The 15,183-nt window shown below is 54.2% G+C and carries 16 protein-coding genes; 13 read left to right on the top strand and 3 right to left on the bottom strand.

Annotated features, from left to right (window positions below):
* Positions 1-200: 200 nt before the first annotated feature.
* A complete protein-coding gene (gene lpcA / locus ACOTY9_RS16825) occupies positions 201-779 on the top strand; it encodes a D-sedoheptulose 7-phosphate isomerase (RefSeq protein WP_021242877.1) in 579 nt (192 codons plus the stop codon).
* 46 nt (positions 780-825) lie between these two features.
* On the top strand, positions 826-1,593 hold the full coding sequence (locus ACOTY9_RS16830; protein ID WP_014882671.1) for a class II glutamine amidotransferase: 768 nt from the start codon (positions 826-828) through the stop codon (positions 1,591-1,593).
* On the opposite strand, the gene dpaA is transcribed toward ACOTY9_RS16830, so the two are convergent.
* Complete coding sequence (gene dpaA / locus ACOTY9_RS16835; protein ID WP_014882672.1) at positions 1,564-2,304, bottom strand: peptidoglycan meso-diaminopimelic acid protein amidase; 741 nt, start codon at positions 2,302-2,304, stop codon at positions 1,564-1,566. The genes ACOTY9_RS16830 and dpaA overlap by 30 nt on opposite strands.
* Before the next feature lie 298 nt (positions 2,305-2,602).
* Here dpaA and ACOTY9_RS16840 point away from each other — a divergent pair, with 298 nt between their 5' ends.
* The 8 genes from ACOTY9_RS16840 to dinB all read left to right on the top strand — a co-directional run bounded on the left by ACOTY9_RS16840 (position 2,603) and on the right by dinB (position 9,808).
* Entirely contained in the window at positions 2,603-3,946 is a 1,344-nt protein-coding gene (locus ACOTY9_RS16840) for a Na(+)-translocating NADH-quinone reductase subunit A (protein ID WP_023338096.1), read from the top strand.
* Between the two features lie 2 nt (positions 3,947-3,948).
* Entirely contained in the window at positions 3,949-5,184 is a 1,236-nt protein-coding gene (locus ACOTY9_RS16845; protein WP_014882674.1) for an NADH:ubiquinone reductase (Na(+)-transporting) subunit B, read from the top strand.
* Positions 5,177-5,971 carry a Na(+)-translocating NADH-quinone reductase subunit C gene (locus tag ACOTY9_RS16850; RefSeq protein ID WP_014882675.1) on the top strand — a complete coding sequence of 265 codons (795 nt, stop codon included), beginning with the start codon at positions 5,177-5,179 and terminating at the stop codon, positions 5,969-5,971. Before ACOTY9_RS16845 ends, ACOTY9_RS16850 begins: the two co-directional genes overlap by 8 nt.
* On the top strand, positions 5,964-6,602 hold the full coding sequence (locus tag ACOTY9_RS16855) for an NADH:ubiquinone reductase (Na(+)-transporting) subunit D (RefSeq protein ID WP_014882676.1): 639 nt from the start codon (positions 5,964-5,966) through the stop codon (positions 6,600-6,602). Before ACOTY9_RS16850 ends, ACOTY9_RS16855 begins: the two co-directional genes overlap by 8 nt.
* 6 nt (positions 6,603-6,608) lie before the next feature.
* Positions 6,609-7,205, top strand: a complete 597-nt coding sequence (nqrE, locus tag ACOTY9_RS16860; protein WP_006810004.1) for an NADH:ubiquinone reductase (Na(+)-transporting) subunit E — start codon at positions 6,609-6,611, stop codon at positions 7,203-7,205.
* A 10-nt stretch (positions 7,206-7,215) separates the two neighbouring features.
* Positions 7,216-8,439 carry an NADH:ubiquinone reductase (Na(+)-transporting) subunit F gene (gene nqrF, locus ACOTY9_RS16865; protein WP_032637417.1) on the top strand — a complete coding sequence of 408 codons (1,224 nt, stop codon included), beginning with the start codon at positions 7,216-7,218 and terminating at the stop codon, positions 8,437-8,439.
* A gap of 2 nt (positions 8,440-8,441) precedes the next feature.
* Positions 8,442-8,642 carry a (Na+)-NQR maturation NqrM gene (gene nqrM / locus ACOTY9_RS16870; RefSeq protein WP_014882678.1) on the top strand — a complete coding sequence of 67 codons (201 nt, stop codon included), beginning with the start codon at positions 8,442-8,444 and terminating at the stop codon, positions 8,640-8,642.
* Between the two features lie 107 nt (positions 8,643-8,749).
* Positions 8,750-9,808 carry a DNA polymerase IV gene (gene dinB / locus ACOTY9_RS16875; protein ID WP_348565966.1) on the top strand — a complete coding sequence of 353 codons (1,059 nt, stop codon included), beginning with the start codon at positions 8,750-8,752 and terminating at the stop codon, positions 9,806-9,808.
* A 55-nt stretch (positions 9,809-9,863) separates the two neighbouring features.
* Here the strand turns inward: dinB and pepD are convergent, their stop codons facing one another.
* Positions 9,864-11,321: a cytosol nonspecific dipeptidase gene (pepD, locus tag ACOTY9_RS16880; protein WP_014882680.1), complete on the bottom strand. Its 1,458-nt coding sequence runs from the start codon at positions 11,319-11,321 to the stop codon at positions 9,864-9,866.
* A gap of 260 nt (positions 11,322-11,581) precedes the next feature.
* Here pepD and gpt point away from each other — a divergent pair, with 260 nt between their 5' ends.
* The 3 genes from gpt (at position 11,582) to crl (ending at position 13,848) form a co-directional block, all read left to right on the top strand.
* Positions 11,582-12,040, top strand: coding sequence for a xanthine phosphoribosyltransferase (gene gpt / locus ACOTY9_RS16885; protein WP_003863205.1), 459 nt, complete (start codon positions 11,582-11,584; stop codon positions 12,038-12,040).
* 104 nt (positions 12,041-12,144) lie between these two features.
* Entirely contained in the window at positions 12,145-13,389 is a 1,245-nt protein-coding gene (gene frsA, locus ACOTY9_RS16890; RefSeq protein WP_014882681.1) for an esterase FrsA, read from the top strand.
* Between the two features lie 57 nt (positions 13,390-13,446).
* A complete protein-coding gene (crl, locus tag ACOTY9_RS16895; protein ID WP_014882682.1) occupies positions 13,447-13,848 on the top strand; it encodes a sigma factor-binding protein Crl in 402 nt (133 codons plus the stop codon).
* Positions 13,849-13,961: 113 nt separating this feature from the next.
* Here crl and phoE read toward each other — a convergent pair whose 3' ends face one another.
* Positions 13,962-15,014, bottom strand: coding sequence for a phosphoporin PhoE (gene phoE, locus ACOTY9_RS16900; protein WP_014882683.1), 1,053 nt, complete (start codon positions 15,012-15,014; stop codon positions 13,962-13,964).
* Positions 15,015-15,183: the final 169 nt, after the last annotated feature.

The following is a 15,183-nucleotide window of genomic DNA, read 5'->3' on the forward strand; positions in this document are numbered from 1 at the left end:
GTGATGATATGGTTGTAGTTGATGTTATTTCCTTTAGCAATGTGTTTACAAAATAATTACAACCGGGCTCACATTGTTCGTGTTTTCGCCGGCACGAAAAAGCAAAACGCCGGAGGATTCGCATGGCTTTAGCTTCTCGCTTTTCCCGCTATCCGGTACACTCCACTGTGTTATTTCATCAATACTGAAGGATTATCCTCATGTACCAGGATCTTATTCGTAACGAACTGAACGAAGCGGCGGAAACGCTGGCTAACTTTCTGAAAGATGATGCCAACATTCACGCTATTCAGCGCGCGGCGGTCCTGCTGGCCGACAGCTTTAAAGCGGGCGGCAAAGTGCTCTCCTGCGGTAACGGTGGTTCCCACTGTGATGCCATGCACTTTGCAGAAGAGCTGACCGGACGCTATCGCGAAAACCGTCCGGGCTACCCGGCGATTGCGATTTCCGACGTCAGCCACATCTCCTGCGTAGGCAACGACTTCGGTTACGACCACATCTTTTCCCGCTACGTTGAAGCGGTAGGCCGTGAAGGCGACGTGCTGCTGGGGATCTCTACCTCTGGCAACTCCGGCAACGTGATCAAAGCGATCGCCGCCGCGCGTGAAAAAGGGATGAAAGTCATCACCCTGACCGGTAAAGATGGCGGTAAGATGGACGGTACGGCGGATGTCGAAATTCGCGTTCCGCACTTCGGTTATGCTGACCGTATTCAGGAAATTCACATCAAAGTGATCCATATCCTGATCCAGCTGATCGAAAAAGAGATGGCTAAGTAAGACTTCGCTGGGGGCACTCTTGCCCCCGCTGTTGTGGAGGTGATGTATGTGCGAACTGCTCGGGATGAGCGCCAATGTGCCAACCGATATCTGCTTTAGTTTCACCGGGCTGGTGCAGCGCGGTGGAGGAACCGGGCCGCATAAAGACGGCTGGGGCATTACCTTCTACGAAGGCAAAGGGTGTCGCACGTTCAAAGATCCACAGCCCAGCTATAACTCACCGATTGCCAAATTGGTGCAGGACTATCCCATCAAGTCCCGCTCGGTGATTGCGCACATCCGTCAGGCAAACCGCGGCGAAGTGGCGCTGGAAAATACCCATCCGTTTACCCGTGAACTGTGGGGGCGAAACTGGACCTACGCGCACAACGGGCAACTGACGGGCTATAAGTCGCTGGAGACGGGGAATTTCCGCCCGGTCGGCGAAACGGATAGCGAAAAAGCCTTCTGCTGGCTACTGCACAAGCTGACGGAACGTTATCCTCGTACGCCCGGCAACATGACCGCCGTGTTTAAATACATCGCGACGCTGGCATCCGAGCTACGTGAAAAAGGCGTGTTTAACATGCTGCTGTCAGACGGACGCTATGTCATGGCGTTCTGTTCGACGAACCTGTTCTGGATCACGCGCCGTGCGCCGTTTGGCGTTGCAAAGCTGCTCGATCAGGATGTGGAGATAGACTTTCAGAAAGAGACCACACCGAACGATGTGGTCACAGTCATTGCGACGCAGCCGCTGACGGGCAACGAAGCCTGGCAAAAGATCATGCCAGGCGAGTGGGTGCTATTTTGTCTCGGGGACCGTGTAATTTGACGCCAGCTGTGGATGGACGACTTCGTGGCTCAGCGGTTTGCTGACCACGTAACGGCCATCGACGATAGAAACCACAGGCGGCTTGTGGGTCTGCTCAAAGTAGTCGTAACCCGGCTTCAGCTGTTTCCAGAAATCGGCGTAATAGGAGTATTTATGGCGGGCCATGTTGGCATCTGTCATACGGAACGGATAAATGCTGACCTGAACGTTAGGCTGCCCGAACACCAGTGCGCCTGTTACGAACTGGAAAATTTCATCAATGCCGGCATCGGTCATCGCATAACAGCCGATAGACACGCAGGCACCGTGGATCATCAGGTATTTCCCTTCATAACCGTGAGCACGGTCATAGGCATTGGGGAAACCGATGTTAATGGCTTTATAGAAGCGGCTGTCTGGTTTGAGCTGGCTACGCTGAACGTTATAAAACCCTTCCGGACTTTTAAAATCACCCTGGCGCTGTTTTGGCCCCAGCCCGCCGGAGTAATTACAAATTTTGTAGCTATCAAGCAGCTGATATGTCTCGCCCATTTTCACAAATAGATCGAGCGTGCGTTCTTCCTTGAAGATTTGAATATAAACCGGCGATCCCATTAACTGCTGTTTATATTCTTTGCTGATCGGCGTCGTGGAGCTGTTGCTGCTGAGCAGCCCGGCAAACGACATGCACGGAATCAGAAGCATCGCAATGAACAATGCGATTTTACGCATACTACAAGTTCCTTGATAAAACGTAGATCAACTTGCCAGGGCGGCAAAAGAGACCCGAAATCAGATTATTCTGTTAGGAGCGCTCACATTAGCACCGCTATAGATTTTCGCAAGAGTCGGGCGATGAGTTTACAAATTAGTTTTACTTTATAAACCATCAAAATCACGCTGGCTCCAGGAACTTTGCGTATTAGCTCGCAATTTGGCGCGCCCGAAGGCGGATCCCCTGCCCGTGAGAAGGGGAAAATGGTACACTTCGCGCCCACTGGATTGTTGTTTATGGAAACCTGCTAACCACATGTTTAAAATAAAAAAAGGACTTAATCTGCCGATTGCAGGCGTGCCCGAGCAGCACGTTTCGCCCGGTGCAAGTGTCCGTCATGTCGCCATCGTAGGCGACGATTATCTGGGAATGCGCCCCTCTATGCTGGTTCAGGAGGGCGATCGCGTTATCAAAGGGCAGGCGCTCTTTGAGGATAAAAAAAATCCCGGCGTGCTGTTCACTGCTCCCGCCAGCGGCACCGTTGTGGCGATCAATCGTGGCGAGCGCCGTGTCCTTCAGTCGGTGGTGATCCGCATTGAAGGCGATGAACAGCGTGAGTTTGCCCATTACGACGCCGCAGAACTCGCGTCGCTTAGTCGGGAAACTGTGCAGGCTCAACTGCTGGCATCCGGTTTGTGGACGGCACTTCGCACGCGTCCTTTCAGCAAATCCCCCGCTCCTGATACGGCCCCGGCTGCCATATTCGTGACGGCCATCGACACCAACCCGCTCAGCGCAGACCCGCAGCCCGTTATTCTGGCGCAGCGTAAAGCCTTCGATGCCGGGCTGACGGTTTTAACGCGCCTGACGCCCGGAAAAGTTCACGTCTGCCAGGCCGGCGGTGGCAAGCTTGGCGGCCATCCGCAGGGGCAGGTCACGTTTAATGAATTTTCGGGTCCACATCCGGCTGGGCTGGTCGGCACCCATATTCACTTCCTTGAGCCGGTGAGTCTGAAAAAACAGGTCTGGCATCTTAATTATCAGGACGTCATTGCCATTGGTAAGCTCTTTACCACTGGCGTTCTCTGCGCTGAGCGGATCATCGCTATCGGCGGTCCGCAGGCTGCAAACCCGCGCCTGGTAAAAACGCTTCTGGGAGCCGATCTTAATGACCTGCTTTCCGGGGAAACGAAAGAGGGTGAAAACCGCCTGATTTCCGGTTCAGTACTCAGTGGGCGCCGTGCAGTTGATGCGCATGCGTACCTGGGCCGTTTCCATCTTCAGGTGAGCGTTGTGCAGGAAGGGCGTGAGAAAGAGCTGTTCGGCTGGGTGCTGCCGGGTGCAGAGAAATACTCCGTGACCCGCACTACGCTGGGTCACTTCCTGCGTCATAAGCTCTTTAATTTCTCCACCAGCACGAACGGCGGGGAGCGCGCAATGGTCCCGATTGGCAACTACGAACGCGTGATGCCGCTGGACATTCTGCCCACCGTGCTGCTGCGCGATCTCCTTGCCGGTGATACCGACGGCGCGCAGGCGCTGGGCTGTCTCGAGCTGGATGAAGAAGATTTGGCGCTGTGTACCTATGTGTGTCCAGGTAAATACGAATATGGACCCGTATTGCGCGAGGTGTTAACCCGCATTGAGCAGGAAGGATAACGATGGGCTTAAAACACCTCTTTGAAAAAATAGAGCCGCATTTTACCGAGGGTAAACTGAAGAAGTACTACCCGCTGTACGAAGCGACGACGACCATTTTCTACACGCCGGGTCTGGTGACGAAAGGGGCGGCGCACGTTCGCGATGCCATCGACCTGAAACGCATGATGATCCTGGTGTGGTTTGCGGTCTTCCCGGCCATGTTCTGGGGTATGTACAACGTGGGGCTGCAAACCATTCCGGCGCTGCATCATCTCTATGATGCGCAGCAGCTGGCGCAGGTCATTCAGTCTGACTGGCACTACCGCCTGGCACAGTCGTTAGGCGTGAGCTTCGCGGCGGACGCGGGCTGGCTCAGCATGATGACGCTGGGGGCGGTATTCTTCCTGCCGATTTATATGACTGTCTTTATCGTGGGCGGTTTCTGGGAAGTGCTGTTCGCCATCATCCGCAAACACGAGATTAACGAGGGCTTCTTTGTTACCTCTATCCTGTTTGCGCTGATTGTGCCACCTACGCTGCCACTCTGGCAGGCGGCGTTGGGGATAAGCTTTGGCGTCGTGATTGCCAAAGAGATCTTCGGCGGGACCGGGCGTAACTTCCTGAACCCGGCGCTGGCGGGGCGTGCGTTCCTTTTCTTTGCCTACCCGGCGCAGATCTCAGGTGACCTGGTGTGGACGGCTGCGGACGGTTTCTCCGGTGCGACACCCCTTTCCCAGTGGGCGGCAGGCGGCGGTGAAACGCTGGTCAATAATGCGACCGGCCAGCCGGTGACTTGGTTTGATGCGTTTATTGGCAACATCCCGGGCTCCATCGGGGAAGTGTCTACCCTGATGATTTTGCTCGGTGGGGCGATCATTCTCTTTGGTCGCGTGGCCTCCTGGCGCATCGTCGCAGGCGTGATGCTCGGGATGGTGCTTACTGCCACCCTGTTCAATCTCATTGGTTCAAACACGAACCCGATGTTCTCTATGCCGTGGTACTGGCACCTTGTGCTGGGCGGTTTTGCGTTTGGCATGATGTTCATGGCCACCGATCCCGTCTCGGCCTCGTTTACCGACAGAGGTAAATGGTGTTACGGCGCGCTCATTGGGGTGATGTGTGTATTGATTCGCGTGGTCAACCCGGCCTATCCGGAAGGGATGATGTTGGCCATTCTGTTTGCCAATCTGTTTGCGCCGCTGTTCGACTATCTGGTCGTGCGCGCCAACATTAAGCGGAGGAAGGCGCGTGGCTGAAGTCAAAAATAACGACAGCATCAGCAAAACATTGCTGGTGGTTCTGGTGCTTTGCCTGGTCTGTTCCATTGTCGTCGCCGGTTCTGCCGTCGGGTTAAAACCGCTGCAGCAGGAGCAACGGGCGCTGGATAAACAGCGTAACATCCTGGCCGTGGCCGGGCTGATGCAGGAAGGCATGACGAAGGACGACGTCTCAGCCGTGTTTGCTGAACGCATTACCGCACGGCTGGTGAATTTAAAAACCGGTGAACTGATGGATAAAGACCCGGCGAAATATAACCAGGCGCTGGCGCTGAAAGATCCGCAGATGAGCACTTCGCTTGATGCCTCTCAGGATCCGGCAGGGATTAAGCGCCGCAGCAATATTGCGGAGATTTATCTCGTTCGTGACGAGCAAAAACGCGTGCAGGAAGTGGTTTTACCCATCTATGGTAACGGCTTGTGGTCAATGATGTACGCCTTTGTGGCGCTGGACACCGATGGCCGCACGGTCAAAGGCATTACTTATTATGATCAGGGCGAAACGCCGGGGCTGGGTGGCGAAGTTGAGAACCCTAACTGGCGTGCGCAGTTTGTCGGTAAAAAAGTACTCGACGATAACGGTCAGCCTGCGCTTAAGGTGGTGAAAGGGGGGGCGCGTCCCGGTGATGACTTCGCCGTTGACGGCCTTTCCGGGGCCACGCTCACCTCTAACGGGGTGCAGCACAGTTTTGATTTCTGGATGGGTGAACTGGGCTTTGGTCCCTTCCTGAAAAACGTACGTGAAGGAGCGCTAAACAATGGCTGATACGGGTGAACTGAAAGAAGTTAAAAAGGTACTGATTGGCCCACTTTTAGCCAATAACCCGATAACGCTGCAGGTGCTGGGCGTTTGCTCTGCCCTGGCGGTGACGACCAAACTGGAAACGGCGGTAGTGATGACGCTGGCAGTTACGCTGGTGACAGCGTTCTCCAGCATGTTTATCTCAATGATCCGCCACCACATACCCAACAGCGTAAGGATCATCGTCCAGATGGCGATCATCGCTTCGCTGGTGATCGTCGTTGATCAGCTGCTGCGCGCGTTTGCTTATGAAACCTCGAAGCAGCTTTCGGTGTTTGTCGGCCTGATTATCACCAACTGTATCGTGATGGGACGCGCTGAAGCCTACGCCATGAAAATGCCGCCGCTGGCGAGCTTTATGGATGGGATCGGCAACGGTCTGGGCTACGGCGTGATCCTCCTGACGGTCGGTTTCCTGCGCGAGCTTATTGGCAGCGGCAAGCTGTTTGGCATCACGGTGCTGGACACGGTACAGAACGGCGGCTGGTATCTGCCAAACGGACTGTTCCTGCTGGCCCCAAGCGCATTTTTCATTATCGGTTTGCTGATCTGGCTGATTCGTACGTTGAAGCCCGAACAGCAAGAAAAGGAGTAACCGACAATGGCTCATTACCTGAGTTTATTTGTGCGCGCGGTGTTTGTTGAAAACATGGCGCTCGCCTTCTTCCTGGGCATGTGTACGTTCCTTGCCGTTTCCAAAAAGGTCTCGACGGCATTTGGTCTGGGCGTGGCGGTCACCGTGGTGTTGGGGCTTTCCGTTCCGATTAACAACCTGGTGTTCAACTTTGTGCTGCGGGACAGTGCGCTGGTGGAGGGGATTGATCTCAGCTTCCTGAACTTCATCACCTTTATCGGGGTAATTGCGGCGCTGGTGCAAATCCTGGAGATGATCCTCGATAAGTATTTCCCGTCGCTGTACAACGCGCTGGGGATCTTCCTGCCGCTCATCGCCGTAAACTGTGCCATCTTTGGTGGCGTCTCATTCATGGTTCAGCGTGATTACAACTTCAGTGAATCCGTGGTGTATGGCTTTGGATCCGGTATCGGCTGGATGCTGGCGATTGTTACCATGGCGGGGATCCGCGAAAAAATGAAATATGCCAACGTCCCTGCCGGGCTGCGTGGCTTAGGGATCACCTTTATCACCACCGGCCTGATGGCGTTGGGCTTTATGTCCTTCTCCGGTGTGCAGCTATAAGGGCTAAAAGATGGAAATTATTCTTGGCGTGGTGATGTTCACGCTGATAGTACTGGTGCTCTCAGGGCTGATTCTGGCGGCGCGCGCGAAGCTGGTCAATTCCGGTGATGTGGTCATTGATATCAATGACGATCCCCAGAATCAGATCCGTACCCCGGCAGGGGATAAACTGCTTAATACGCTCTCCGGCAACGGGATCTTTGTCTCGTCAGCCTGCGGTGGCGGCGGCTCATGCGGGCAGTGCCGTGTGACGGTGAAAGAGGGTGGCGGTGATATTCTGCCCACAGAACTGTCGCATATTACGAAACGTGAAGCGAAAGAGGGTTGTCGTCTGGCATGCCAGGTCGCGGTGCGTCAGGACATGAAGATTGAGCTGCCGGAAGAGATCTTCGGCGTGAAAAAATGGGAGTGCGAGGTTATCTCTAACGATAACAAAGCCACCTTCATTAAAGAGCTTAAGCTGCGTGTGCCTGAAGGGGAGAGCGTCCCGTTCCGTGCGGGTGGCTATATCCAGATTGATTGTCCGGCACACACCGTGGCGTATGCCGACTTCGACGTGCCTGAAGAGTACCGTGCCGACTGGGATAAATTTAATCTCTTCCGCTTTGTTTCCGAGGTCAAAGAGCCCGCGCTTCGCGCCTATTCCATGGCTAACTACCCGGAAGAGAAGGGCATCATTATGCTCAACGTGCGTATCGCCACTCCGCCGCCAAACGTGCCACATGCCCCGCCGGGCGTGATGTCGTCGTACATCTGGTCCCTCAAGCCTGGCGACAAAGTCACCATCTCCGGTCCGTTCGGGGAGTTCTTTGCCAAAGATACCGACGCAGAAATGGTCTTTATCGGCGGGGGCGCGGGTATGGCGCCGATGCGCTCACACATCTTTGACCAGCTCAAGCGTCTTGGGAGCACGCGTAAGATCAGCTTCTGGTATGGGGCGCGTTCCCTGCGCGAAATGTTCTATGACGATGAGTTCGAACAGCTGGCGCGTGAGAACCCTAACTTTACCTTCCACGTGGCGCTTTCCGACCCGCAGCCGGAAGATAACTGGACAGGCTATACGGGCTTCATCCACAACGTGCTCTATGAAAATTACCTCAAACAGCACCCGGCACCAGAAGACTGCGAGTTCTACATGTGTGGTCCGCCAATGATGAACGCCGCTGTGATCAAGATGCTGAAAGATCTCGGCGTGGAAGATGAGAACATCCTCCTTGATGATTTCGGAGGCTGATCATGTTGACCTTTCTGGCGACCTTTGCGGTGTTTGTGCTGGTGGTATTCGGCATGTCATTAGGCTGGATCATCAAGCGTAAAAGCATTCAGGGCAGCTGCGGCGGGATCTCTTCTCTCGGAATGGAAAAGGTCTGCGACTGCCCGGAACCGTGCGATGCGCGGAAAAAAAGAATGGCCCGCGAACAGCAGCGCATTATTTAGTCTTGTTAGTCGGGTAAGGCGAAGCCGCCACCCGACAATTCCCACGTACACTTCTCAACCCTCATTTGTTTACTGTATACTTATCCAGTGATGAGTGAGGGCTTACTATGCGCAAAATAATCCATGTCGATATGGACTGCTTTTTTGCCGCAGTGGAGATGCGTGACAACCCGGCGCTGCGGGATATCCCCATCGCCATTGGCGGCAGCCGCGTACAGCGTGGGGTGATCAGCACCGCCAACTACCCTGCGCGCAAATTTGGCGTGCGCAGCGCCATGCCGACGGCGATGGCGTTAAAACTCTGCCCGCACCTCACCCTTTTGCCTGGGCGCTTTGAAGCCTATAAAGAAGCGTCGAACCATATACGGGAAATCTTCTCACGCTATACCTCACTGATTGAGCCGCTATCCCTGGACGAAGCCTATCTTGACGTCACCGACAGCCTTCACTGTCACGGCTCCGCCACCCTGATGGCGCAGGAGATCCGCCAGACTATTTCCAGCGAGCTGAATCTCACCGCATCAGCAGGGGTCGCGCCGGTAAAATTTCTCGCTAAAATCGCCTCCGATTTAAATAAACCCAACGGTCAGTACGTCATTACCCCCGAAGAGGTGCCTGCGTTTTTGAAAACGCTTCCGCTTTGCAAAATCCCCGGCGTAGGCAAAGTCTCCGCCGCGAAGCTGGAAAGTATGGGATTACGCACCTGCGAAGATGTGCAGCGAAGCGATCTGGCTATGCTACTCAAGCGTTTCGGAAAGTTTGGTCGCGTGCTGTGGGAACGCAGTCAGGGCATTGACGAACGCAGCGTAAGCAGCGAGCGGTTGCGTAAATCGGTTGGTGTTGAACGCACGCTGATGGAAGATATTCACGACTGGTCCGAATGTGAATTCATCATCACTGAACAGCTTTATCCTGAGCTGGAAAGGCGCTTAGCGAAGGTTAAGCCCGATCTGCTCATCGCCCGGCAGGGCGTGAAGCTCAAGTTTAACGACTTCCAGCAGACTACGCAGGAGCACGTCTGGCCGCGTCTGAACAGAGACGATCTTATCGCGACGGCAAAAAAAGCATGGGAAGAACGGCGGGCAGGGCGCGGAGTACGGCTGGTGGGGCTGCACGTCACACTGTTGGATCCACAGTTAGAGCGTCAGTTGGTTTTGGGATTGTAGATTACGCCAATCGTAGGCCCGGTAAGCGTAGCGCCACCGGGCAACAGACGACGAATTACTTAGCAGGAATCGCCTTCAGCAACTCGGTCAGCAGGGTCCAGTAATGGCCCACGCTTTCGATATGAACTTGCTCATCCGGCGAGTGCGGCCCGGTAATGGTTGGCCCGATAGAGACCATGTCCATGTTCGGATACGGTTTCTTGAACAGACCACACTCCAGACCCGCGTGGATCACCTGAATGTTCGGCGTGCTGTTGAACAGACGCTGATAGGTTTCGCGCACCAGCGCCATCACCGGAGAACTGGCATCCGGCTGCCAGCCCGGGTAGCTGCCTTTAGCGGAGGTTTTGGCACCCGCCAGCGTCCCCAGAGATTCCAGCATGCTCACCACGTACTCTTTACCGCTGTCGATCAGGGAACGGATCAGGCAGATAATTTCTGCACTGTCGTCGCTCATGGTGACCACGCCCACGTTCAGTGAGGTTTCTACCACGCCTTTCGCCACGTCAGAGTTGCGGATCACGCCGTTTGGTGTCGCGTTCAGCAACTGAACAAAGGTGTCACGAGACTGCACGGTCAGCGCGGCTTTGTCGGTAGTAACAGACTCCAGCACCACGGTCAGGTTTTTCTCTTTCGCTGACAGTTCGTTTTTCAGGATATCCAGGTAGACGCTGGAGAGTTTTTTCAGCTCGTCCGCTTTTGCTGCAGGTACTGCAACGGTGGCGAAGGCTTCGCGTGGGATCGCATTGCGCAGGGTACCGCCGTTGAAGTCTACCAGGCGCAGATCCAGCTCAGCCGCGTGGCCCGCCAGGAAGCGTGCCAGCAGTTTGTTGGCGTTGCCCAGGCCCAGGTGAATATCACCGCCGGAGTGGCCGCCTTTCAGCCCTTTCAGCGTCAGCTTGAAGGTCTGGTAACCCGCAGGCACCGCTTCGCGTGACAGTGGCAGGGTAGAGATGAAATCAATCCCGCCCGCGCAGCCCATGTAGATCTCACCTTCTTCTTCGGAGTCGGTGTTGATCAGGATATCAGCCTGCAGCCAGTTCGCCTGCAGACCGAATGCGCCGTCCATGCCCGCTTCTTCGGTCATGGTCAGCAGCACTTCCAGCGGACCGTGCTCAACGCTGTCATCCGCCAGCACGGCCAGCGCAGAGGCCATGCCGATGCCGTTATCTGCACCCAGGGTGGTGCCGCGCGCTTTCACCCAGTCGCCGTCGATGTAGGGCTGGATCGGGTCTTTAGTGAAATCGTGAACGGTGTCGTTGTTTTTCTGTGGCACCATGTCCAGGTGCGCCTGCAGTACAACCGGTTTGCGGTTTTCCATGCCTGCGGTGGCCGGTTTACGGATCAGAATGTTGCCAACCTGGTCGCGTTCAGCGTGCAGACCTTTTTCCTTCGCCCAACCCATAATATGTTCGGCAAGCTGTTCTTCATGGTAGGAAGGGTGTGGAATGGAACAGATTTTGGCAAAAATATCCCACAGCGGCTGCGGAGATAATTGAGACAGTTCAGACACGATAAGTCTCCTTGTCGATGCTCTGCAAACAAGGTTGCAGGTCACAGGGTTAGCAGGTTAATAGTTACCACAAGACAGGCTTGCGAGATGCAACTGAGAATACCACTTTCTCTGCGGGCTGGTAGCATAAAGCATGTAAAAACTCAGGCAGAGGGCGCTAAACACTGGTTTTTAGTGCGTCAGATCTCTATAATCTCGCGCAACCTATTTCCCCCTCGAACACTTTTTAAGCCGTATAAAAACAGGCTGGGACACTTCACATGAGCGAAAAATACGTCGTCACCTGGGACATGTTGCAGATTCACGCCCGCAAACTGGCTGCGCGTCTGATGCCTTCCGAACAGTGGAAAGGCATTATTGCCGTCAGCCGTGGCGGTCTGGTACCGGGGGCGCTGCTGGCACGTGAGCTGGGTATTCGTCATGTCGATACCGTTTGCATCTCCAGCTATGACCACGACAACCAGCGTGAGCTGAAAGTGCTGAAACGCGCTGAAGGCGACGGTGAAGGCTTTATCGTCATCGACGATCTGGTGGACACCGGTGGTACCGCGGTGGCTATCCGCGAAATGTATCCAAAAGCGCATTTCGTCACTATCTTCGCGAAACCGGCGGGTCGCCCACTGGTTGACGATTACGTGATTGATATCCCTCAGGATACCTGGATTGAACAGCCATGGGATATGGGCGTGGTCTTTGTACCGCCTATTTCAGGCCGTTAATTTCCGCACGTAACTTTACACGCCCGGCTATGTCGGGCGTTGTTCTTTTTATCCTGCCACGCGTTACAATGGACGTTATATGACGTATCCATGGAGGCAACGCAATGACGCAGGCGAATCTCACCGAGACACTCTTCAAACCCCGTTTCAAACACCCTGAAACGTCGACGCTGGTCCGTCGGTTCAATCCGGGTATCCAGCCTGCCGTCCAGTCTGCCTTAGACGGCAAAAACGTCCCCCACTGGTATCGCATGATTAACCGCCTGATGTGGATCTGGCGCGGTATTGATCCGCGTGAAATCCTGGATGTGCAGGCGCGTATCGTCATGAGCGAGTCGGAGCGCACAGACAGCGAACTCTACGACACGGTGGTCGGCTATCGCGGCGGCAACTGGATCTATGAATGGTCTAAACAGGCGATGCTCTGGCAGCAAAAAGCCAGCCAGGAGGAAGATGCTACGCGGAGCGGCAAGCACTGGCTCCATGCAGCCAATCTCTACGCCATTGCCGCCTACCCGCATTTAAAAGGTGATGAGCTGGCTGAGCAGGCTCAGGCGCTGGCGAACCGAGCCTATGAAGAAGCGGCTCAGCGCCTTCCGGGCCAGATGCGCGAACTGGAGTTCACCATTCCCGGCGGTGCGCCCGTCACCGGCTTCCTTCATATGCCTGAAGGAGACGGCCCGTTCCCGACCGTCCTGATGTGCGGCGGGCTGGATTCGCTGCAAATCGACTATTACAGCCTGTATGAGCGTTACTTCGCACCAAAAGGGATCGCGATGTTGACGCTTGATATGCCCTCAATTGGTTTCTCATCCAAATGGAAGCTGACTCAGGATTCCAGTCTGCTGCACCAGCATGCGCTAAAAGCGCTGGAAAACATTCCTTGGGTTGACCACACCCGCGTGGCGGCATTCGGCTTCCGCTTTGGGGCGAACGTCGCAGTGCGTCTGGCTTATCTTGAATCATCGCGCCTGAAGGCCGTCGCGTGCCTGGGCCCGGTAGTCCACGCCCTGCTTAGCGATCCTGCCCGTCAGGGCAGCGTGCCGGAAATGTACCTTGACGTGCTGGCCAGCCGCCTTGGCATGCATGATGCATCAGATGAAGCGCTGCGCGTTGAGCTCAATCGTTACTCGTTAAAAACGCAAGGTTTGCTGGGACGCCGTTGCCCGACGCCGATGTTGTCCGGCTTCTGGAAAAACGATCCGTTCAGCCCGGAGGAAGAGTCACGCTTAATCACTTCGTCATCTGCGGATGGCAAATTGCTTGAGGTGCCGTTCAGCCCGGTATATCAGAATTTCGACAAAGCACTGAAAGAGATTACGCGCTGGATCGCTCAGAGATTGTGTTAATAGATTGCTAAATTTTGCTGGTTTGGTAAAACAGTGGCTTCACAAAAGGAGATCGCAATGACGTTACCGAGTGGACACCCGAAAAGTAGGCTGATTAAGAAATTTATGGCTCTCGGCCCGTATATTCGAGAAGAGCAGTGTGAAGAGAATCGCTTTTTTTTCGACTGCCTGGCTGTTTGCGTCAACGTGAAGCCTGCACCCGAAAAACGTGAATTCTGGGGCTGGTGGATGGAAATGGAAGCTGAGGAGAAACGTTTTACCTATAGCTACCAGTTTGGCCTGTTTAATAAAGACGGCAACTGGCAGGCCACCACCATCAACGATCAGGAAGTGATTGATCGCCTGGAATATACCCTCAAAGAGTTCCATGACAAAGCGAGCGCACTGCTGGCCTCTCTGGAGCTGAAGTTCGAACCCGCGGATAACTTTTCCAGCGAAGCGGTGAAGCTGACCGCGTAATGCTTTTCTCCCTCTCCCTGTGGGAGAGGGCCGGGGTGAGGGCATCAGACCGCATTCATTTCGGGCAAAAAAAATCCCGGCACATCTGCCGGGATTTTCTTATTCGGATAATCTTAGAACTGGTACGTCATACCCAGCGCAACAATATCATCGCTGCTTACGCCCAGTTTATTATCGTCGTCAATCTGGTTGATTTTATAATCAACAAATGCGGACATATTTTTGTTGAAGTAATAGGTCGCGCCGACATCGATATATTTCACCAGGTCTTCGTCACCAATCCCTTCGATATCCTTGCCTTTAGACTGGACATAGCCCAGAGACGGGCGCAGGCCGAAATCGAACTGATATTGTGCAACAACTTCAAAGTTCTGCGCTTTATTAGCAAAGCCGCCGGAAATTGGCGTCATATTGCGGGTTTCGGAATACATGGCTGCCAGATAAATATCGTTCGCGTCGTATTTCAGACCGGTAGCCCAGGCTTCCGCTTTCTGGCCCTGACCACGCGCCAGCAGGTTTTGCGCGTTGGTGCGGTCAGAGTTGGTGTACGCGCCGCTGACGGCGAAATCGCTGCCGCCGAAGTCATAGGTCAGAGAGGTACCGAAACCGTCACCGTTCTGTTTTTTGGCGTCACGGTTTTCGTTTTTGCCCTGGTACTGCAGCGTCATGTCCAGGCCATCAATCGCACCGAAGAAATCGGTGTTACGGTAGGTTGCAAGACCGCTGGCACGCTTGGTCATAAAATTGTCGGTCTGTGCGGAAGAGTCGCCGCCGAACTCAGGGAACATATCGGTCCACGCTTCGACGTCGTAAAGCGCACCCAGGTTACGACCATAATCCAGGGAACCAAAGTCTTTCAGTTTCAGACCCGCAAACGCCAGGCGTGTTTTCTGAGAAGAGTCGCTTTCGGCTTTGTTACCGGCAAATTCGGCTTCCCAACGGCCATAGCCCGTCAGCTGATCGTTAATCTGGGTTTCACCTTTAAAACCGAAGCGAACGTACGTCTGGTCACCATCTTTGGTGTCATCATCGCTGATATAGTGCATCGCTTTAACTTTGCCGTACACGTCCAGTTTATTACCGTTTTTATTATAAACTTCAGCTGCGTGAACGGATGCAGAAGCCACCACGCCCATAACCACTAATGCCAGAGTGCTCTTTTTCATTTTCGATCCTGTCTTATAAACGCGCTAAAAAAATTCGCTGGACGATAAGCTCATGCTTAAGTCCCGTGAAAAAACAGGAAGGGTTTTATCGTTCTGGAATGAAACTTTTATGACAAACTAAGAATAATTTTAAAAAACTGTGATTTATTATTTCGGTAATAAATCCGTC

This window comes from Enterobacter cloacae complex sp. SHL012 (assembly GCF_049237505.1).
GTDB classification, from domain to species: Bacteria; Pseudomonadota; Gammaproteobacteria; order Enterobacterales; family Enterobacteriaceae; genus Enterobacter; species Enterobacter kobei.